Annotated in this window: 18 protein-coding genes; 11 read left to right on the top strand and 7 right to left on the bottom strand. The window is 53.2% G+C overall.

From position 1 onward, the window contains the following. Positions 1 to 72: 72 nt before the first annotated feature. Positions 73 to 1,299 (bottom strand): glycosyltransferase family 4 protein, encoded by a 1,227-nt coding sequence (locus tag AC1931_RS11810; RefSeq protein ID WP_483877471.1) that lies wholly within the window; start codon positions 1,297 to 1,299, stop codon positions 73 to 75. A 160-nt stretch (positions 1,300 to 1,459) separates the two neighbouring features. Continuing rightward, on the bottom strand, positions 1,460 to 1,621 hold the full coding sequence (locus AC1931_RS11815; protein ID WP_483877472.1) for a hypothetical protein: 162 nt from the start codon (positions 1,619 to 1,621) through the stop codon (positions 1,460 to 1,462). A 58-nt stretch (positions 1,622 to 1,679) separates the two neighbouring features. Between AC1931_RS11815 and AC1931_RS11820 the strand changes: the two genes are divergently transcribed. The 3 genes from AC1931_RS11820 to AC1931_RS11830 all read left to right on the top strand — a co-directional run bounded on the left by AC1931_RS11820 (position 1,680) and on the right by AC1931_RS11830 (position 3,157). Beyond that, on the top strand, positions 1,680 to 2,114 hold the full coding sequence (locus AC1931_RS11820) for a Fur family transcriptional regulator (protein WP_483877473.1): 435 nt from the start codon (positions 1,680 to 1,682) through the stop codon (positions 2,112 to 2,114). A 130-nt stretch (positions 2,115 to 2,244) separates the two neighbouring features. Then, entirely contained in the window at positions 2,245 to 2,823 is a 579-nt protein-coding gene (rbr, locus tag AC1931_RS11825; protein WP_483877474.1) for a rubrerythrin, read from the top strand. Between the two features lie 31 nt (positions 2,824 to 2,854). Next, complete coding sequence (locus AC1931_RS11830; protein WP_483877475.1) at positions 2,855 to 3,157, top strand: rhodanese-like domain-containing protein; 303 nt, start codon at positions 2,855 to 2,857, stop codon at positions 3,155 to 3,157. Positions 3,158 to 3,278: 121 nt separating this feature from the next. Here the strand turns inward: AC1931_RS11830 and ftsH are convergent, their stop codons facing one another. Continuing rightward, positions 3,279 to 5,174, bottom strand: coding sequence for an ATP-dependent zinc metalloprotease FtsH (ftsH, locus tag AC1931_RS11835; protein WP_483877476.1), 1,896 nt, complete (start codon positions 5,172 to 5,174; stop codon positions 3,279 to 3,281). A gap of 194 nt (positions 5,175 to 5,368) precedes the next feature. On the opposite strand from ftsH, the gene AC1931_RS11840 reads away from it, so the two are divergent. Together AC1931_RS11840 and AC1931_RS11845 are read left to right on the top strand one after the other, a co-directional pair. Next, the gene (locus AC1931_RS11840; RefSeq protein WP_483877477.1) at positions 5,369 to 6,589 is read left to right on the top strand and encodes a peptidase U32 family protein; all 1,221 of its coding nucleotides are present in this window, start codon (positions 5,369 to 5,371) and stop codon (positions 6,587 to 6,589) included. Then, positions 6,586 to 7,869 carry a M48 family metallopeptidase gene (locus AC1931_RS11845; RefSeq protein ID WP_483877478.1) on the top strand — a complete coding sequence of 428 codons (1,284 nt, stop codon included), beginning with the start codon at positions 6,586 to 6,588 and terminating at the stop codon, positions 7,867 to 7,869. The genes AC1931_RS11840 and AC1931_RS11845 overlap by 4 nt, the downstream gene beginning before the upstream one ends. Here AC1931_RS11845 and AC1931_RS11850 read toward each other — a convergent pair. Continuing rightward, a complete protein-coding gene (locus tag AC1931_RS11850; protein WP_483877479.1) occupies positions 7,838 to 8,083 on the bottom strand; it encodes a DUF2835 domain-containing protein in 246 nt (81 codons plus the stop codon). The genes AC1931_RS11845 and AC1931_RS11850 overlap by 32 nt on opposite strands. A gap of 54 nt (positions 8,084 to 8,137) precedes the next feature. On the opposite strand from AC1931_RS11850, the gene AC1931_RS11855 reads away from it, so the two are divergent. Next, positions 8,138 to 8,326 carry a DUF4177 domain-containing protein gene (locus AC1931_RS11855; RefSeq protein WP_483877480.1) on the top strand — a complete coding sequence of 63 codons (189 nt, stop codon included), beginning with the start codon at positions 8,138 to 8,140 and terminating at the stop codon, positions 8,324 to 8,326. A 168-nt stretch (positions 8,327 to 8,494) separates the two neighbouring features. Here the strand turns inward: AC1931_RS11855 and trpS are convergent, their stop codons facing one another. The 3 genes from trpS to lon are packed head-to-tail and all read right to left on the bottom strand — an operon-like array spanning position 8,495 to position 12,212. Then, positions 8,495 to 9,460 carry a tryptophan--tRNA ligase gene (gene trpS, locus AC1931_RS11860; RefSeq protein ID WP_483877481.1) on the bottom strand — a complete coding sequence of 322 codons (966 nt, stop codon included), beginning with the start codon at positions 9,458 to 9,460 and terminating at the stop codon, positions 8,495 to 8,497. A gap of 52 nt (positions 9,461 to 9,512) precedes the next feature. After that, a complete protein-coding gene (locus tag AC1931_RS11865) occupies positions 9,513 to 9,740 on the bottom strand; it encodes a hypothetical protein (protein ID WP_483877482.1) in 228 nt (75 codons plus the stop codon). A 42-nt stretch (positions 9,741 to 9,782) separates the two neighbouring features. Beyond that, positions 9,783 to 12,212, bottom strand: a complete 2,430-nt coding sequence (gene lon / locus AC1931_RS11870) for an endopeptidase La (protein WP_483877483.1) — start codon at positions 12,210 to 12,212, stop codon at positions 9,783 to 9,785. Positions 12,213 to 12,450: 238 nt separating this feature from the next. Between lon and AC1931_RS11875 the strand changes: the two genes are divergently transcribed. The 5 genes from AC1931_RS11875 to AC1931_RS11895 all read left to right on the top strand — a co-directional run bounded on the left by AC1931_RS11875 (position 12,451) and on the right by AC1931_RS11895 (position 19,506). Continuing rightward, positions 12,451 to 13,290 carry a hypothetical protein gene (locus AC1931_RS11875; protein WP_483877484.1) on the top strand — a complete coding sequence of 280 codons (840 nt, stop codon included), beginning with the start codon at positions 12,451 to 12,453 and terminating at the stop codon, positions 13,288 to 13,290. A 30-nt stretch (positions 13,291 to 13,320) separates the two neighbouring features. Further along, entirely contained in the window at positions 13,321 to 14,157 is an 837-nt protein-coding gene (locus tag AC1931_RS11880; protein ID WP_483877485.1) for a mechanosensitive ion channel family protein, read from the top strand. A gap of 915 nt (positions 14,158 to 15,072) precedes the next feature. Then, on the top strand, positions 15,073 to 16,326 hold the full coding sequence (locus AC1931_RS11885; protein WP_483877486.1) for a hypothetical protein: 1,254 nt from the start codon (positions 15,073 to 15,075) through the stop codon (positions 16,324 to 16,326). Between the two features lie 16 nt (positions 16,327 to 16,342). Continuing rightward, positions 16,343 to 17,191: a cytochrome c3 family protein gene (locus AC1931_RS11890; RefSeq protein WP_483877487.1), complete on the top strand. Its 849-nt coding sequence runs from the start codon at positions 16,343 to 16,345 to the stop codon at positions 17,189 to 17,191. A 53-nt stretch (positions 17,192 to 17,244) separates the two neighbouring features. Continuing rightward, on the top strand, positions 17,245 to 19,506 hold the full coding sequence (locus tag AC1931_RS11895) for a hypothetical protein (protein ID WP_483877488.1): 2,262 nt from the start codon (positions 17,245 to 17,247) through the stop codon (positions 19,504 to 19,506). Positions 19,507 to 19,726 lie beyond the last annotated feature (220 nt).

Below are 19,726 nucleotides of genomic sequence, written 5' to 3' on the forward strand. Positions count from 1 at the left end.
TCAATAAGGATATCTGCTGATCATTTGCCGAGTTTTCAGGAAGCGCTGCTCCTGCTATTTGTTCCGGACGGATCAGCCCTGCAATCTCACCGCGTCATAGGCTTGAAAGATCCTGTCGCAAACGGTCGGCCAGCGAAACGGGTGTGTCACTTTGCGGCTATTGTTGAGCGCAGGTGTCGGTTTGTCGCGAACGCGGGTTATCATGTTCTGCAACGCCAGAATCAGACGGTTTTCTATCAGGGAAATATCCACCGGAGCGGGGCGGTCGATCTCTGCCATGGGTGGCAGGGGAACCAGTTCGACCAGATTCGTGTCGGCATCGTCCAGCAGCTCCAGACAACCAGTAAGGTCGGTGGTAATGACACGACAGCCACTGGCTACTGCTTCAAGCAGCACCAAAGGCAGACCTTCGAAAAAAGAAGGCAGAATAAAGACATGAGAGTCGCCCATCAAGGCAGCCAGCTTGCGCTGATCAATGTGACCATGAACCTTGACGCGTTTGCCCAGGCCGGAAGCCAACTCCAGGCAGTAGCGCTCTTCATCCCCGGAGCCGGAGCCGGCCAGATGCAACTCAACATCCTTGTCGGGCAGGGAGTTGAAGGCGCGCAGCAGGCAGTCGACACCTTTGGCAAAGCTCAGCTTTCCGGCGTAGAGCATTTTCACTGGAGGGGCCGTTTTTTTTATTTTTGGACTGAAGACTCTGTCATCGAAGCCGCCGCCGACAACGGAGATTTTTTGCGGGTCGATGCCATACGTGGCAACGATGTTGTCACGCTGATCGCAACTTAATGCCAGAATCCGATCGATACGCCGACAGGGTTCCAGGACCTGCTGTTTGATGTGGGGGCAGAGGACAGATTGACGCAGGCCGGTTGAATGACAGGATGTGACCATGGGAATGTCGGGAAAAAGGCGCCGAGTCAAAGCAGTAAGTATCCACAAATGATGGCTGTGGATGACATCGGGTTCGGCTTTTTCTACCATCGTGGTGATCGCTTGGGCAAAACAGCGCTCGTAACGATCAAGTTGGGCATCGCTTAACGTCCTGAAGGGGGTACTCGGGTAGGGCATGATGTCGCTCATCCCCGGGATGATGAAGTCAAGTTCTTTAGACCCGAAATGGATAAACTGACAACGGTTCGGATCAATTCCTTCAATCTGAGGAACACCGGCATCGGACAGTCCGGCAATCAGGAAATTCTCATGACCGGAGCGGGCGGCCTCGCGAATGATGTTGCGCAGATAAATGCCGCTACCGGTGCTGTCCGGGTGCTGACTGATCAGGTGAAGGATTTTCATGGCTGGTTGATCCCATATGCTTGATATGATTGTCAACCGTCAGCCTAATCAAACCAGTAGCGGCATGTCCAACAGGTAATGCCGATAGTACTGGTGTTGAATATTGATAAAATCACTGCCTGGTTAATGATGCCTGGATAATGATTAGGGTGAATAAAGGTTAACGGATAGGCATCAATTTGGCACCCGATCGGCAATCCTGTTTCAAGGGACGCTTTTCGCCGACCATGACTGCTTGACTGTCGCGACAGACACCCTGGTCACAGGACCCCCGACCCTGCGCCATGGAATTGCGCTGAATATTGTCGCAGTCGGTTGACATTTGTGTGCACATTGAACAATTATCTAGGAAATATTCTTAGCAAGGTGGTAACCAGGTTGTGAAAACTGCAGTAAAAGAACAGATGGATATTTTTCAGGCTTCATGCCGGCGCCGGAATTTGCGTCTGACGCCGCAACGCCTGGAAATTTTCAAAGAGCTGGCCCAGGCAGCGGATCATCCGAGTGCTGAACAGCTGTATCTGCGCCTGCATGACAAAATGCCGACCCTGTCACTCGATACCATCTATCGAACTCTCTCGACATTTGTTGAACATGGCCTGGTCAATCGGGTTGAAACCGTTGAAAGCCAGGCCCGCTTTGAGGTGGCCCACACCCGTCATCATCATCTGATCTGTGGCCGTTGCAAGAAGATTATGGATTTTGACTGGACCCCCATCGACCAGCTTGATCTGCCGCCTGAGGTGCAGCAATGGGGGGAGGTTTACAGTAAAAATGTGGTTATCTATGGTGTCTGCAAGGAATGTCTGACGTAGTTTTTGTACACGGCAGAATATTGGCTTAAAATCTGTCCGCTTCTCTGCCCTATTCGGGAGATTGTCCCGTTCACAGGTGCTTGCCCTTAACCGGCAGGCATTTTTTTCATTACAAGGAGGATACAACGCAATGGAAAAAAGTATCAAAGGAACAGAAACAGAAAAGAACCTGCTCAAAGCTTTTGCCGGCGAAAGTCAGGCACGCAACCGCTACACCTATCACGGCGCTCTCGCCAAAAAAGAAGGATATGTACAGATTGCTCAGGTTTTTGAAGAAACGGCCAATCACGAGAAAGAGCATGCCAAGCGCTTTTTCAAGTTTCTCGAAGGAGGCAATCTGGAAATAACCGCTATGTATCCGGCCGGCAAGATGGGTACCACTGCCGAAAACCTGCTTGAAGCCGCCATGGGGGAGCACGAAGAGTATTCAGAGCTTTACCCGGCCTTTGCTGATGTCGCCGACAAGGAAGGTTTCCCTAAGGTTGCCGAGGCATTCCGGGCCATTGCCATCTCAGAGAAACAGCACGAAAAGCGCTTTCGTGGCCTGCTCGCTAATCTGGAAGCTGGCAAGGTGTTTAAAAAAGATCAGAAAGTGGTCTGGCGCTGTCTGAATTGTGGCTATCTGCATGAGGGTGTTAACGCCCCCAAGGAATGCAAGGCATGTATTCATCCGCAAGATCATTTTGAGTTGCTGGCCGAAAACTGGTAACCATCAGCTTAATTCCTGAAAAGGTCACGTCATGAATCGAACAGTTTCAGTTGTTTGTGCAGCGGTTTTGTTCCTGTTGCTGGCGGCCACCATGGTGCCTGCGCAACCCCGCGCGGTTACTGATTTAAGTGCGGATGAGCTGCAACAGCTGCGTGAGCGAACGGCGGAAGTTCTGGTTATTGATGTCCGCACTGATCGCGAGTTTTACGCTGGCCATATTCCAGGGGCTATCAATATAAGCTCACAGGCCAGCAACCAGTTCCGTTCCCTGTCCTTGCTGTTGCCCCAGGACAAAGAGATCCCTCTGGTCTTCTATTGTCGCGGTATGACCTGAGGTCTTGCCCCCGAAGCCGCGGTCGTGGCTCGTCAAGCTGGGCACCTGCATGTTTACACCTACCGGGCCGGTCTGCCCGACTGGCTGCGGAAGGGTTATCCGGTCCGCACGCGCTGATCAATCAGCCTGGTCTGGCTGATTGATCAGGCAGCTGTATTTTCCCGTTGTCCTGCAAAAAGCGCTCGAACGCCTCCTGGTCGAGGGATTCCTCTTCCAGCAGGCGTTGGGCGAGGAGATCGAGCAGCTCACGGTTGGCGCTGAGAATTTCTCCAGCGGTTGTCTCAGCGGCCTTGACCAGTTCCCTGATCTCCTGGTCGATCATCCAGGCTGTTCGTTCACTGAAGGTTTTTTCTGCGCTGAGCTTGCGTCCAAGAAATGGGTGCTCCTCGCCCCGCGGGTAACTTAAGGGCCCCAGGCGCTCACTCATCCCCCACTGGCAGACCATCTTCTCCGCCAGATCCATTACCTGCTTAAGATCGTTTTGTGCCCCGGTTGATGTCTCCTCAAAGACCAGGAGCTCAGCTACCCTGCCGCCGAGCATGACACTGATCCGATGAAGTAAATAGCTGCGGTTATAATGGTAACGATCATCGGTCGGGAGCTGCTGGGTTATCCCCAGGGCCTGTCCACGCGGTATAATGGTGATCTTGTGGATGGGATCCGTATCAGGTAACGCCTTGGCGACCAGTGCGTGCCCGGCTTCATGAACGGCAGTGATGTGGCGCTCCTGGTCGGACATGAACAGTTTGCGCTCCATTCCCATCATCTGTCGATCCTTGGCTTGTTCCAGGTGATCCATCCTGACCCTGTCATCATCGTTGCGTGCAGCAATAAGGGCGGCTTCGTTGACCATGCTGCGTAAATCGGCGCCAACCATGCCCGGTGTGCCTTTAGCGATCACCTCCAGATCAACATCCTCCGCCAGCGGCATTTTGCGGGTATGTACCTTGAGAATATCAACGCGATCACGCCAGTCAGGACGACCGATCACTACCAGCCGGTCAAAGCGGCCGGGGCGTAACAGGGCGGCGTCCAATACGTCAGGACGATTGGTGGCTGCCAGCACAATCACCTCGTCGTGGGGATCAAAGCCGTCCAGTTCGGACAGCAGCTGGTTGAGGGTTTGCTCCCTTTCGTCATTCCCTCCGCCCAGGCCGGTTCCTCGGGCCCGGCCGACGGCGTCGAGTTCGTCGACAAAAATGATGCTGGGAGCGTTTTTTTTCGCGGTGGTGAACAGATTACGCACACGACTGGCACCGACACCGACAAACATTTCGATAAACTGGGATGCCGAAATGCTGTAAAAGGGAACTTCCGCCTCGCCGGCGACGGCCTTGGCCATCAGGGTTTTGCCGGTGCCTGGTGGCCCGGTAAGCAGTACTCCACGCGGAACCTGACCGCCCAACCGGGTAAATCTCCCCGGATCACGCAGGTAAATGATGATCTCCTGCAGTTCCTGTTTGGCTTCGGACTGACCGGCAACGTCGGCAAAAGTGATCGGCGATGTCTGACGTGAGTAGAGTTTTGCCCCGGAGTCCCCCATTTTGTTGAGCAGTCCTCCAGTCAGCCCCCCCTGTTTGCGGGCGCGGCTTAGAATAAACAACCAGATGCCGATGATAATGAGCCAGGGCAGCAGATTGACCAGCCAGTATGGGGGCTCTTCGGATTTTTTTGCTTTAAAGGACACATGATGCTCCTCCAGCAGGGGAAGCAGTTCTGTATCTGCGACCGGGGGAAGAACCGTCTCAAAACCTTCGAAGCTCTCAAACTCCTTAGTGCCGGCGTTGATCCGCTGTTCCGGTGCCAGACCAACCGGGGCATAGAAGTTTCCCGATAACCTGCCAACCTCCAGGGTCACTTCGGCTATCTGATCATCTTTTAGTAATTGTTTGAACAGGCTGTAGCCGATTTCCGCTGATTTTTCTGTGGGTTGGGGAGGAGAAGTGATGGCATAGAGGCCGTTGAGAACGAGCAGCAGCGCCATCAGTAGCAGAAGTTTGTTCCAGGTGCTGTTCATACGAAAGCTCTTTCTCGGTCCGTGCGGGTAAGGAAAGAATAGTGCGGGAATGCCTTGTGCTTTCAATTATATCGAAGAAAAAATGGAATGCGACCATCGCTGGATCCCTGTTCCTCCAATGCTGTTTTCTCCGGGCAATTTTATGTTATGCTTTCGCGCTGCAATATGAACATTCTGCGCGAAAGAGATTATTGATGGCCATCGATTCGTCTGCTCCCCGGCCGGAGCTGCTACTTCCCGCTGGGGACATGGAAAAACTCAAAACCGCCGTCCGTTTTGGCGCCGATGCTGTCTATCTCGGCACTGAAGACTTCGGCTTGCGGGCTCACGCCGGTAATTTTACCTTGGATGATCTGCGTCGGGCACGAAGCATCACTGCTGATGCCCATGTCGCCCTCTATCTCACCCTCAATGCTTCCCTGCGGCCGGCAGAGTTTGTCGCACTGGAAGAATTGCTGGAAGAGCTCAAGCCCCTTGATCTGGATGCCTACATCGTTTCCGATCCGGGGGTGCTGACCGCTATCCGCCGCGCTGATCCCCGGCGGGCGATTCATATGTCCACGCAGATCAACAGCTGCAACCCGCGGGCGGCGGAATTCTGGCATGAGAGCGGTGCCACGCGTATCAACCTCGCCCGTGAACTGACCCTCGAGGATATCCGCACATTTGCCGGCCGGACGTCGATCGAACTGGAATGTTTCGTCCACGGCGCCATGTGTGTTGCCCATTCCGGCCGTTGCCTGCTTTCTACCGCCTTGCTCGAACGCAGTGCCAATCGGGGCGACTGTGCCCAGCCCTGTCGCTGGAACTACGCCCTGGTCGAGGAGACCCGCCCCGATGAGCGCTTTGCTATTGAAGAGGATGAGCGCGGCACCTACCTCATGAACAGCCGTGATTTATGTCTGATTGACCAGTTACCGCAACTAATGGCAGCCGGCATCAGCAGTTTCAAGGTCGAAGGGCGCATGAAGAGTCTCTATTACGTGGCGACGACAGCACGGATTTACCGCGATGCGATTGATCGCTTGAGCCTTGATCCGACCGATGTCGATCCGCTCTGGCGCAGTGAACTGGAAAAGGTCAGCCACCGCCCCTATACCACCGGATTGTTGCTCGGCGAGGACAGGGCGGCGATTCATGCGGCCGATACCCACTACATCCGCACCCATGATTTTGTCGGTTTTGTCCGCCGCGATGAAACAGGCTTGTGGGTCGCGGGGCGTAACCGCTTTTTTGCCGGGGACAAGCTTGAGCTAATTGGTCCGCGAATGCGTCAGCAAGCCTTTATAGCCGAGGGGATCACTGATCGTGACGGTCAACTCCTGACCGCCGGCCAGCCTAATTCCGAGTTACTGCTGAACTTACCGGAGTGGGCTGAGGAGGGGGATCTGATCCGCCGGGAGCGCCCCCGATGATCAAGCTGCTGTTATTGATCAGTTACCTGCTGATGGTTGCGGCTCAACTGCTGCTCGATGGGCTCAATGTGCGCCATCGACGCCTGGCAACAGGACAACTGCCACCACTGTTTGCCGAGCGTATCGATGAAAAACGCCTCAGACGCAGTGAGGAATATGCCCTGGCCAAAGAGCGCATTGGCTTAATCGAAACCCTGCTGGGGGTGATCTTGACCCTGGTTTTTATCTTTGGCGGGTTGCTGCCCTGGTATGATCGGTTCATCGCCGGTTTGAGCGATCATTTCATCATCCACGGACTGCTCTTTTTTGGTGTGCTGGCCCTGGTCCAGTCCCTGGTGGGTATCCCGTTTTCCCTCTACCGCAACTTTGTTCTGGAGGCACGTTTCGGTTTCAACCGCATGGGCGTGGGACTGTGGTTGACCGATCTGGTCAAGTCCCTGCTGATTGGGACCCTGCTGTTTGCGCTGCTGGTCGGCGGTGCCCTGTGGCTGGTGCAGGCGGCGCCGCACAGCTGGTGGTTGTGGGTGTGGGGTTTCTGGGCCGGTTTGTCGGTATTTTTGTTGTTGCTTTCACCCTATCTGATTGAACCGCTATTTTTTACCTTCAAGCCCCTGGATAAACCGGAACTGGAGGGTCGCGTTCATTCGCTATTGGAAGGTGCTGGTGTTAAAGCGGGAAAAATTCTCCAGGTTGACGCATCAAAAAGAAGCGGACACAGCAATGCCTATTTCACCGGTATCGGCAAGGTCAAGCGGGTTGTCCTCTTTGATACCCTGCTGGAGCAGCTTACCGATGAGGAATTGCTCGCGGTCCTGGCTCATGAGCTCGGGCACTGGCGCTGCGGTCATCTGCGGCAGCGGTTGATCAAGGGGCAGGTTGTGGCGCTGCTGAGCTGCTTCGTTGCCTTTTATCTGCTCAATACACACCTGCTGCCAGGCTGGTTTGGTATTGATGAACTGTCTTTTGTCGGCCAGGTGCTGCTGCTGGGGTGGCTGGCGGGGTTGTTGGGGTTTTTCTGGACACCGGTAAGCAGTTGGTGGTCGCGCCGTCATGAGCGTCAGGCGGATCAGTTTGCCATTGACCTGATCGGCAGTGGTGTACCCCTGGCGACGGGCCTGGTGACCCTGGCCAGGGAAAACCTGAGCTCTTTGTTTCCGCATCCTTTCTATGCAGCGTTTCATTATTCGCATCCACCGATGATTGAGCGGGTTGAGTGGCTGCAGCAGAGGAAGCCGACAGAAGGCAGTCTCAACGCCGCGACTGAATCCGCTGCAGACTGACAAAGCGGTTGTCTTTGTCAACGGTAAGGGCAAAGCGACCGTTGATGCCATGCTGGGAAAGGAAAGGGCGCAGGCGCAGGGCAGGAAAACGTAATCTGTGACCGCACTCTGACGTCACCAGAGCATAGTCTGCGGTGCCCTGATAATATTTGAGGAATTCCTGTTGGCTGATCTGGACAGAGAAAAAAAATTGTCGTTGTCCTACGTTGGTCATCGGCTGTTAGCTTTCAACTGATCATATGCAAATAGCGACCATAAGGATAAAACAATGCTGCGTTACAAAGTTGTGGAAACCAGCCAGGTCGACGATCACAGCCTGGAAAAAATACTGAACGACTGGACCGCGCAGGGATGGCAGTTAGAAGGAGTTCATTTTGCCATGCGCGAAGCCAGCCGCCGGCCGGGGATGGCTTTTGTCACCTTTACCCGTGAAGAGCCGGAGCAGGTAGCAGGTTAATATTTTGCTTCTGGTGGGCTAAGCGGCGGGCCGGATTCCCTTCTCCAGGGACGCTTTTCGCCCTCCATGGCCGCTTGCTGTCGCCCTCCATGGCGACAGGCACTCTTCTAAAGGAAACCCGGCCCTTTCGCTCCCTGCTTTGTTGGGACCAGGCAGATAAAACCGTTTTCAATAAACCAGTCCCGTCTTTTTCCTCACCTTATTCAGGGTTTTAGCAGCCACCGTCCGGGCTTTTTCTGCTCCATTCTTGAGGTGCTGGCGTATAGTATCTGGGTCGGCCAGCAGCGCATCGCGTTTTGCTGCGTAGGGGGCAAAAAAGTCGCGCACGGTTTCAAACAGCTCCTGTTTGACATCACCGTAGCGTAAGCCCGGGGTCAGGTAGCGCCGGCGCAGGGCCTCGACCCCGTCACGGTCGAGGAACAGGCGGTAGATCTGGAAGATATTGCAGGTGTCGGGGTTTTTCGCTTCTTCGACCGGGGTCGGATCGGTGACGATCCGCATGATCTGTTTGCGCAACGCCTTTTCCCCCAGGAACAGATCTATGGTATTACCGTAGCTCTTGCTCATTTTGCGGCCATCGAGTCCCGGAACCGTCGCCACATCCTCGTCGATCTCGGCTTCCGGCACGGTGAAAAGGTCGCCGTACTCATTGTTAACCTTGATGGCGACATCACGGGCGACTTCCAGGTGCTGTTTCTGGTCCTTGCCAACCGGCACCTTGTCGCTCTGAAACAGCAGAATATCGGCGGTCATCAGCACCGGATAGGCAAAGAGCCCGTGGTTCGGTTTGATTCCCTGGGCGACCTTGTCTTTGTAGCTGTGGCAACGTTCCAATAACCCCATGGGGGTGAAGTTGGACAGTATCCAGGTCAGTTCCTGCACTTCAGGGACGTCTGATTGCACCCAGAAGGTGCTCTTTTCGGGATCCATCCCCAGGGCAATAAAATTCGCTGCCGCTTCAAGGGTGCCGGTCGCCAGCTGTTTGCCGTCTGCGAGACTGGTCATGGCATGATAATTGGCGATAAAGCAGAACAGATCTTCCTGCTCCTGGTGAGCAATCATCTTGTTCATCATGCCGAAAAAATTTCCCAGATGCAGGGAACCGGAAGGCTGGATACCGGACAGAACGCGCATTAGGTGTGTCTCCGTAGTTTACTGGTAAAAAAAGCAGCTTACTGCTCCCCGCTCACTGCTGCTGATGCTGGCTGTTGAGCATCGTTGCCAGTTGCACCAGTTGCTGCAGATCCATGCCGCTCTCTTTGAGGATACCAAGCAGCACCGGGAAAAGTTGCATCATGAAGCCGGGTTCCTTGACCAGGTCGCGGGCAAGGATCGGCAGGGTTTCAAGGACAAAGGCTTTTTGCTCTTCCGTTGACAGATTGAGCAGTGCCGTTCTGATTTCCTGGTGGGTCATGAACAGATTCTCCTTATTTGCTGCACCAAGGGAGATGATCCCTTATGCTGAGAGTGCCAGTTTAAAGACTTCCGGATAGGTTTTGACAAAATGTACTTCCAGCCCGGCGCGCAGGTAATCGGGCAGATCATCGTAGTCTTTGCGGTTTTCCGCCGGAAAGATCAGGCTGGTGAGGCCGGCACGCCGCGCCGCGATGGTCTTTTCCTTGATGCCCCCAACCGGCAGGACACTGCCGGTCAGGGAGAGCTCACCGGTCATGCCGAGCTTTTTCCGCACGGACTTTTTCATGATCATCGACAGCAGGGCAGTGGTCATGGTCACTCCAGCTGAGGGGCCATCCTTGGGGGTGGCACCGGCGGGTACGTGCAGGTGGATAAAGTGCGTGTCAAAGTAGTCCTCAGGTATTTTATGGTCATCCAGATGCCCCATCACATAGGAGTAGGCAATCTCGGAACTTTCCACCATGACCTTGCCGAGCTGTCCGGTCTGTTTGAACCCTTTATTCTTGCTTTTGACAGCGGTTGCCTCGATCTGCAGGGTGGCGCCACCCATCCGTGTCCAGGCCAGACCGGTGACCACGCCGGGAGCGTTTTTGATCAGATCTTCTTCGGTAAATACCGGTTTGCCAAGGAATTTCTCGATTTCAGCCTTGGTGACCCGGACCTTGTCCTCGCGCCCCTGGGCAAATTCCATGGCGGCCTTGCGCATGATTTTTTTGATCTGGTTTTCCAGCCCGCGCACCCCGGATTCGCGCGCATAGCGATCAACGATAGCAACCAGTGCGGCCTTGTCGATGCTGACCCTGGTGCGGCTCATGCCATGGCTTTTAAGAGCCTTGGGAATCAGAAAGCGGCGAGCGATTTCCAGTTTTTCTTCCAATATATAGCCGGACAGACGGATGATTTCCATGCGGTCAAGCAGTGGTGCCGGAATCGTGTCAAGCTGGTTGGCGGTGGCAATGAACAGCACACTGGACAGATCAAATGGAACGTCGAGGTAGTGATCACGGAAGCTGCCATTCTGCTCAGGATCAAGCACTTCAAGCAGAGCCGAGGCTGGATCCCCCTGGAATGACGCGCCGATCTTATCGATTTCGTCGAGCATCAGTACCGGATTGGAGGTGCCGGCGCTTTTCATCGCCTGGATCGCCTTGCCCGGCATGGCACCGATATAAGTGCGCCGATGTCCTTTGATTTCGGCTTCGTCGCGCATACCGCCGACAGAAAAACGATAGAACTTGCGTTTAAGGGCACTTGCAACACTCTTGCCGACGGAGGTCTTGCCGACCCCGGGCGGACCGACCAGGCACAGAATCGAGCCGGAAATATCGCCTTTCATCTTGCCGACGGCAATAAATTCGAGAATTCGTTCCTTGACATCTTCGAGGCCGTAGTGGTCGCGGTCGAGCACCTTGCGAGCACGACTGAGGTCGTAGGAGTCCTTACTGAACTTGCCCCACGGCAGAACCGTCAACCAGTCGAGATAGTTACGACTGACATTGTATTCAGGTGAGGAAGGTTCAATCAGCTGCAGCTTTTCAATTTCCTCGTCAACGGCTTTTTGTGCTTCGTCGTTGAGGGTCAGGTTTTTCAGGCGTTTCTGAAATTTCTCGATTTCAGTGACTTTGCCCTCTTTTTCAAGCCCCAGTTCCTTTTTGATCGCCTTGAATTGTTCGCGCAGAAAAAAGTCACGTTGCTGGGCGGATACTTTTTCCTCGATCTTCTGTGAAATTTTCGTCTGCAGGCGCGAGACCTCGAGCTCTTTTTTCAACAGGACCAGCACCTTTTCGATACGGCGCTGAAGGTTATAGGTTTCCAGAACCTGTTGCAGCTCAAAACCGTCGGCATTGGTCAGGTTGGCGGCAAAATCAGTCAACCGCGCCGGATCATCCATGCTCGCCCGCCCGAGAAACAGTTTGATCTCTTCGGAATACAGGGGGTTGATCTGTACCAGTTCCTTAAGCGTTGAAATGATCGCCATGGAATAGGCTTTAAGCTCGGGGTTTTCACGTGTCGTGGAGCTTAAATAGTAGGTGGCATCGGCATAGATGACACCATCAATTTCAACCACGTCATCAAGGCTGAACCGTTCCAGACTGTTGACCAGCACATGGGCGCTGTTTTCTTCCTTATGGATCAGTTTCAGGATTTTAGCGGCTACCCCGACCCGTTGCAGATTGGCGGTGGAATCTTCTTCATCAAGTTCCTGCACCATGACCAGGCCAATGGCCTGGGAATCGGTCTCCATTGCCTGTTTGATGGTGCGCACTCGCGCCTCGCCATTGACCGTCAGCGGGATAATTACCCCTGGAAATGCCGGGCGTGGACGTAAAGGGATAATCGGCAGGCGCGCCGGCAGCATGTCGCGCGCCAGGACCAGACCATCATCAGGAACCGCCTGCACATCGGCATCGGTTTCGACTTCAATTTCGTACTCTATCGAATCGTCATGATCTTCAAAGTTATCATGCATAGAAAATATCACTCCATTTTCTGACTGTGTGTTTCGCCCAGGGTGAATGCCACGCCGGGGTTCAAACCCGTCAGCATAATAATATCAAATGGCATATGTCAACAACCGCGTGTGCGATAATTCTGCTTCTGACCACCTGTCTGATCGCTACAGACTTGACTGTGGTTGCGCGGCGAACTACAACTGCTGCTGAATCATAATTGTAGCATAACTCATCCTGTGACCTGTGGAGCGGGCAATGGCGGCAAAAGATAAAATTCAAAAGGCAGGGGAATCGGTTTGGTGGGGGGTGTTGTCGCCACCTGCTGGCCTGGGGCTCTGCTGGCAAATCGGTCCCTTGACCTTTGTCGTGCGACGCTATGAAAAAGAGTGGCAGATTTGTCATCGCAGTAGTATCTGGCCCGATAATACGCCGTCAAGCTGGACTGTCACCACCGATGCTGAAGACGGCGATGATGTTTGTGCCGATGGCGTGGTTGAGCGCCATGTTTTCTCTCATACCAACGAGGAGCTCCTGATCGAGCCGCTGCTGGCTGATCGTTCGGTGGTAATCAAGTCGTCTGTGCCGATTCTGATTCCCGCCGGGGAACAGATCAGTTTCTATGTCAGTACCCCCTTGTGGGTTCGTGTCCGGTTGCAACAGCGGCATCATACGCTGCTGGATGTTGCTGCTACACGCCTGTCCGACACCTGGTTTGGCCCTTCGACCATGGAAGGGGAACTTTGTTACGCGACGACGACCAGTGGCCGATTGCATCTTGATGACCTGCCGGTACGTGTTCATCGCGCGATTACGCCGGTGCGCATCAACAATGCCGGAGAACAACCTTTAAAGCTGGAAAAGCTCAATCTGCCGGTGCCCTTTTTATCCCTGTTCGATACCGGTGCCCACGGACTCTGGACCGAAGAAGTAACCTTGCATCACGATGAACGCAAGGAACTGGCCCAGGTGGTTGTTGGAGCTCATCCGCCCCCCCCTTACAATCTCGCTCAACGTGTCAGCACGTCGCGCAAAGTCGCTGATAAAAGTATTCTGAACAAGACCTTTGGCGCATTGTTCGGAGGGCTGATTGGATAAGTTGCCCGATACCTCAGACAGGAGTGCAGCATGATGGATATTTCAACTTTTATCCCGGTCATCCGTGCAATAGTTATTTTAATTGCCGGCTACGTTATTGCGCGTCTTTTAACCAGCTCAATCCTTAAACTGGTCGGTAAACATTTGAGTAAGCAGCAACAGGGGCTCTTGCGCCGCATCCTCTTTTATGGGTTGCTCATTGTGGTGTTAATTTCCGCCCTGCATGAGATGGGTTTCAAGCTTTCGGTTTTGCTGGGTGCGGCCGGGATCTTGTCGGTAGCCATCGGTTTTGCCTCGCAAACCTCTGCATCCAATCTGATCAGCGGGCTTTTTTTGCTGGCGGAAAGACCTTTTGTTGTCGGTGATGTTATCCGCGTCGGAAGTACAACCGGAGAAGTGTTGGCGATTGATCTCTTGTCGGCCAAGTTGCGGACTTTTGATAACCTCTATGTGCGGATTCCAAATGAAACTATGCTCAAATCAGAGGTTACCACCTTGACCCGTTTCCCGATCCGCCGCCTTGATGTGCCGGTGGGTGTGGCCTATAGGGAGGATACGGAAAAGGTGCGGGAGCTGCTGCTGGCCATTGCCCATCAACACCCCCTGTGCCTCGATGAGCCGACACCGCTGTTTATGTTTATTGGGTTTGGCGATTCAGCACAGAATCTCCAGTTGAGTGTCTGGGTCAGGCGGGAAAATTTTCTGGAGATGAAAAACACTATTCATTATGAAATCAAAAAAACTTTAGATGCGCACGGGGTTGAGATCCCCTTTCCCCATGTGTCGCTCTACGCCGGCAGCGAGACGCAAGCCTTTCCGGTGCAGATTGTTGCGGCAGCACAGCAGAAGAGGGGGGATGCCTTTTAACCGTTGAGAATCAACGTGCTGCCGCGGAGCTCTACTTCTTCTTTGCTGACTTCGCTGCTCACCCTGATATCTTCCCCATGAATCCGCCCGGGTGTCAGATCGCCGGCCCCAACCCGATGCGACCTTCTTTGCGGGTGGGAGAGGGATCAACCTGAATGAACTGTTCAAACAGCATCACCTGTTCCGACCTTGCTTGGAAATATCACCAAAACCCACCTCAACGGCCTATCGTTTGTCTCAGGAACTTGCCAATCTGCCCGCGCCACCATTAATAATAAAAAAATAATGTTCAGGATTTGATCATTCAGCCACAGGATTTGATCAAGTAAAAAATGCGACTCGGCCGCCAGTATCTTGGGATATTTTAATTTCCCTGTAAAATCAGGCTGTTAGGTTCGGCATGAGAAGGTTTGCACCAGGGATTTCAGAAAACCCAACAAAAACAGTCAGTTTCTACATTCGGTCATCCACATATCCTATTGCTTTTGTGTGCAATTCTTCCTTTGACACACACGAAAAAATTTGGTTACATTAAGGTTGTTGGTTGCAACGAATATTCGTTCAATGACTGTACTCGGGTGATTGCATGACGCACAGCTATCGTTCCGCCAGCCTGACTCGTATAGATAACCAATCCGGCACCGGTCAACTTCAACCCAGTAAAGCACTCAGGTTTTGTATTCAAATATCCTGATATTGCTGACTATTTATTTTTACATTTGTTGTTTTTTATCTTGACCGGTTTAATTGGCTATGCTTTTATGAGCTTCAGCTTATGTTAATTTTTTTATTAATTGTCTGCTGATGGATTTGTGCTGAAAACAGAACTGCCACTGTACTTTTTACGCACCGGCTTTGTGTGCGTAAAACACTCTGTATCCAGCTTTCGCACACGCAAAAAAAAAAGGAGGTCTCATGAAATTCTGGCAGGGTCTTACCTGTAGTCTGGCATGCGCCGTACTGGCTCTGTTGCCGGCGGTACATGTCGAAGCGGCTTCAGTCTCAGGTCGCTCCAGCACGGTAGTGGAATGGTTTGACACCGCTACTGAGGATACCGCCGTTCCGGCGTTCCAGTATCTGCAGTTGAATATCAAGGATGTCGGAGCCGACGGCTACAACATCTACTCCTATGGCCGCCTCGGCTACGATCTGGCTGATGAACTCAGCAGCAACAGTAACTATGCTGACAGTCGTCTGTATCTTGCCTATCTTGAAAAAAGAGGTTTTCTGACCAGCGCTCTTGATTTTCGCCTCGGCCGCCAGTTTATTTCTACCACCGCCGGCGCGGCGGTCATGGATGGTCTGCGTCTTGATTACCGGCTGACGGACAACTACCAGTTTACCCTGTTTGGTGGTGGCGACGTTGCCTACTATGAGGGATACAGCGTCAAGGACCTGGTCCTTGGTGCCGAACTCAAGGTGAGTGATCGTTTTATTAAAGATCTAGATCTGGGCCTGTCTTATGTTGCCAAGGTTGATGGTGGCCACCTGGCCATGGAGCTCATCGGCTTTGACATCGAATACGATTTTAACAACGCACTCTTTGTCTACAGCGAAACCCAGTATGATTTTCTTTCCGACCGGGTCAGTTATTTCCTCGCCGGCGGCAATTTTTATGCCTCCCCGAGATGGTCCGGCCGTCTTGAATATCTTTACTCCCTGCCGGTGTTCTCTTCCACCTCGATCTATTCGGTTTTTGCCGTGGATGAATATGAAGAGATCATGGGTGAAGTCACCTACACCATCGGTAACGGCTGGAAAGCCTTTGGCCGCTATACCTACGAAATGTATCCGGAATTTGCCAACGCTAACGTGCTTGAGGCCGGAGTCGAAAAGCGCCGGACTGAAAAGTTCTCCGGTTATCTGACCGGTGTGTTCCGGGATGACAAGGACGGTCAGGACCTCAAGGGTTTCAAACTTTACCTGGCGAGCCGTTTCACTCAGGTGTTGCAGGCCGGTGTTGGTGTTGATGTCGACGTCCTCGAACGTTCGATCAACTACTTTGATGGTGAAACCAGCGGCGACGAAACCACCAGCAGTCGCTACTGGATTGACGGCACCTGGTTTATTACCAGCCGGATGGAACTTCAGGCCAAGGTTGAGCGGATCGAAAGTGACCTCTGGGATTATTACAACCGTGGCCGTATTCGCCTGAATGTCACCTTCTAAGGTAAGGAGTTCATATATGTACAAAAAATTGATGTTATTACTCGCATTACTCCTGATCGGCATCTCTGTCGTTTGGGCGAATATGCGCTTTGACCACCAGGCCCATGTCGAGGAGTATGCCGCCGGCATGGATTGCAGCAGCTGCCACGTCGAAGGTGCGACCAGCATCATTCCTGATGTAGATACCTGCCTGGCCTGCCACGATGAATCATACGCCGAAATGACTGATCTGGGTGCGATTAACACCCATGGTCCTATGTGGGCACGTAACCACGGGTCCATGGCAAAGGGGCAGTCCATGGACTGTGCCACCTGTCACTCCCAGAGCTATTGTATGGAGTGCCATGTGTCGGGTTTTGCTGATGAGCAGGGGTCTTTCAGCAATAATATGATCAACAGCCATTCCAGTGACTTCCACATCACTCACCCACTGGCCGCCCGCGGCAACCAGCAAACCTGTGCCAGCTGTCACGAGCCCAGCTTCTGTACCGACTGCCACACCGATTTTCAGGCGCGTATCGGTCGCGCCAACAGTCCGTCCCATGTACGGACCTTTAACCTTGGGTTGAATGGCGATATTGATGCTATTCATGCCGGTATGAATGTCGGCACCAGTTGTGACGCCTGCCATTTGCAGTCTTCTGTATCACCCAGCTTTCATGACTGGTCTATCGGTCATGCTCGTGAAGCCCGTCGCAGCCTGGCGACCTGTCAGTCCTGCCACCCCGGCGGCGACGTCTGTCTTAACTGCCACAGTGCCAAAGGTGGCGCAGTCGGTTTCAACCCGCATGGTAAAGGCTGGAGCGATCGCAAAGATCGCCTTGATAACGCCAGCGGCGGCAAAACCTGCGTCATGTGTCACTAAAATCTCGACATGTTTGACTAACAAACACAGTAAAACCACTAAGGAGGTAAAGCATGAAGATCAGGAATTTAACTTATTTGATCGTAGCACTGCTCGCTACGGGACTACTTTGGGGCTGCGGCAGTAGCGGCGGCGGCGGAAGCGACATCAGCGGCTCTGATGGTGAGTTTATGGTTGAAACCCTCGGCATCAACAACTGTGTTAAATGCCACAGTGCCGCGACTCCTGAAACCTTAAGCTGGCTGGAATCCGCCCATGGCAACTCAAACGGTAGCATGCGCTACGATGACCCTCGTGGGCCTCATGCAGAAGGGTCTTCCTGTACCCCCTGTCATAATCAGCTACTCGATGGCGACAAGATGGCACAGGCCTTCCCGCCAGATCTCCAGATTGGTACCGACGATGGCACTCCAACCGGAAATCCGATTTATGCCAACGTCTCCCGAGACATAGTGTCCTGCGAATCCTGTCACGGTGGCGGTGGTGCCCACCGCGGTATCGGGCCCATTCCATATGCGCGCCCCGACTGGCAACAATGTGTCCAGTGTCATGACCATGCTGAAGGTGTACGCCATGCAGACGATCATGGACTGCTTGCCAGCAATGTCGGCGCTTCAGCTCATAACAACTCTGACGATCTTCATGCCGGCAGTGCAAAATGTCAGCGCTGCCACACGGCAGAAGGGGCAACCATGTTCACCATGTACACAGGTGACAAAAACCTGATGGCTGAAATGGATGAAGCCAACGACAACGTAGCCTCACTAGGTGCAGAAGAAGATCTGCATCCAGTGACCTGTTCGACCTGTCACATCCCGCACGATGATTCGGGCCGCTGGGAATCCTTCATTGTTAATGACAATGACATCGCCTCAGGCGATTGGGATCCCAATGGCAACGGTGTCGCTGACGAGTTTGACTTCTGTACCAGCTGTCACACCTTTTACAACCAGGATGGCGTGCTGATCGGGTCCGGTTCTACAGCTTCCGGTACCGCCCCGTTCTATCACAACACCGCCTGGTACCGCACAGTTACCAGCACTCACTATGATGACCCTACAACCGGGTACAGTTTGACGGATAATATTCTTGAGGGTTATGTCATTCGTGAGAACAGTCCTAATCCTTGCTTTGACTGCCATGGCCACGAGCTGCGCACTAACACTCGTCGTCACCTTGAGGATCCTTCTCTGGGCGCGGACAACGGTCCGACCATTCACACCGACTGGGCAAACTCCCGTCATGGCGGTGAATTGCTCAAAGCCAAGGTTGCAGCTGATGACGGTACTCGCAGTGAAGCTACTGTCGATGCGGTCATGATGGCTGGCCGTGAGGACGGAGTTGGCAAAGGCTGGAGCTGGACACATTATGACTGGGACGCTGGCAACAGAGAGTCCTGTCAGTACTGCCATACTTCAACCGGCTTTGCAAACTACGCTGCCGATCCGGCAAATTATGATGCTGCTACCAACGACTTCTCTCACCTGATGGGCTGGAGTAGAGTGGGCGGCACGGTGACATCTTCAGGGCAAAATGAATTGCTTTACTGCTGGGGCTGTCACGATAACGCGCAAACCGGCACCTTACGCATTGATGATGCAGTAACCGCGAGTTACACCTTTGGTGGAGTTGACATTGTCTTCCCTGACAGTGGTGCCTCAAACACCTGTTACGTTTGTCACTCCGGTCGTGGCAACAATGAAACTGTTTCAACCAGTTCCCGTTTTGCCGGGCACCACGCTCCTGCTGCAGCCGTTTTATTCAACGAGCTGACCCATGTTGGCGGCGAGTATGTGGGGCTGGACTACACCAACGTGCCATTTTTCGCCCATGATGGTATCGATATTGACGGTGAAGGCCCCTGTATTGCCTGCCATATGGACAACGGCACACACTCATTTGCTGCTGTTGAAAAGGATGCCAGTGGCACCATTACTGAGATTGTCGCTACCAATTGCGTTGATTGCCACAGTGGCCAATATGCCCTGACACCTGAGATTCTTGATCATGAGTCGATGAGTTACCAGGAAGCCGGCCAGTTGCTGCTGGACATCATCAATCAAGCTAATGGATTGACAAATTACACTGCAGCAATCATCGACCAAAACAATGCCGAAGACAATGATCGGCGTGCTTTCCAGAATTCGAAGATCGCTACCGAAGAAAAAGCCGGTTACGCCCACAATCGATTCTATGTGAAGCGGCTTATTTTTGATGGTATTGATTGGGCAGAAGATGGTGCAATTAACGGTACCATTTCCAATTACCCAGCTTATCCCGACGCCATGTCATGGTTGGGGACAGCTCGCCCATAGAATCTGATTTCACTTGTTGCTAATTACTAAGGCCCTCGCTACTGTGCGAGGGCCTTTTTTTGTGTCCAGCCCTGCAGAGCTGGCGGGAGAAGTAAGGATGATCAAAATCAGACAGACAGCCCCCTGCCGGAAATGACAGGCCGGGTTGAAGGCTCAGGGCGCAACATCCCTGATTGCTGGGAGTATCACTTAACGCCGCACATAGAGTAATGCCGTTTGT

It is taken from the genome of Pelovirga sp. C15f (genome assembly GCF_057178085.1).

Coding starts and splice junctions, on each gene's coding strand:
- AC1931_RS11810 (WP_483877471.1), bottom strand. CDS start 1,299: ATGAAAATCCTTCACCTGATCAGTCAGCACCCGGACAGCACCGGTAGC.
- AC1931_RS11815 (WP_483877472.1), bottom strand. CDS start 1,621: ATGTCAACCGACTGCGACAATATTCAGCGCAATTCCATGGCGCAGGGT.
- rbr (WP_483877474.1), top strand. CDS start 2,245: ATGGAAAAAAGTATCAAAGGAACAGAAACAGAAAAGAACCTGCTCAAA.
- AC1931_RS11830 (WP_483877475.1), top strand. CDS start 2,855: ATGAATCGAACAGTTTCAGTTGTTTGTGCAGCGGTTTTGTTCCTGTTG.
- ftsH (WP_483877476.1), bottom strand. CDS start 5,174: ATGAACAGCACCTGGAACAAACTTCTGCTACTGATGGCGCTGCTGCTC.
- AC1931_RS11840 (WP_483877477.1), top strand. CDS start 5,369: ATGGCCATCGATTCGTCTGCTCCCCGGCCGGAGCTGCTACTTCCCGCT.
- AC1931_RS11845 (WP_483877478.1), top strand. CDS start 6,586: ATGATCAAGCTGCTGTTATTGATCAGTTACCTGCTGATGGTTGCGGCT.
- AC1931_RS11850 (WP_483877479.1), bottom strand. CDS start 8,083: ATGACCAACGTAGGACAACGACAATTTTTTTTCTCTGTCCAGATCAGC.
- AC1931_RS11855 (WP_483877480.1), top strand. CDS start 8,138: ATGCTGCGTTACAAAGTTGTGGAAACCAGCCAGGTCGACGATCACAGC.
- trpS (WP_483877481.1), bottom strand. CDS start 9,460: ATGCGCGTTCTGTCCGGTATCCAGCCTTCCGGTTCCCTGCATCTGGGA.
- AC1931_RS11865 (WP_483877482.1), bottom strand. CDS start 9,740: ATGACCCACCAGGAAATCAGAACGGCACTGCTCAATCTGTCAACGGAA.
- lon (WP_483877483.1), bottom strand. CDS start 12,212: ATGCATGATAACTTTGAAGATCATGACGATTCGATAGAGTACGAAATT.
- AC1931_RS11875 (WP_483877484.1), top strand. CDS start 12,451: ATGGCGGCAAAAGATAAAATTCAAAAGGCAGGGGAATCGGTTTGGTGG.
- AC1931_RS11880 (WP_483877485.1), top strand. CDS start 13,321: ATGATGGATATTTCAACTTTTATCCCGGTCATCCGTGCAATAGTTATT.
- AC1931_RS11885 (WP_483877486.1), top strand. CDS start 15,073: ATGAAATTCTGGCAGGGTCTTACCTGTAGTCTGGCATGCGCCGTACTG.
- AC1931_RS11890 (WP_483877487.1), top strand. CDS start 16,343: ATGTACAAAAAATTGATGTTATTACTCGCATTACTCCTGATCGGCATC.
- AC1931_RS11895 (WP_483877488.1), top strand. CDS start 17,245: ATGAAGATCAGGAATTTAACTTATTTGATCGTAGCACTGCTCGCTACG.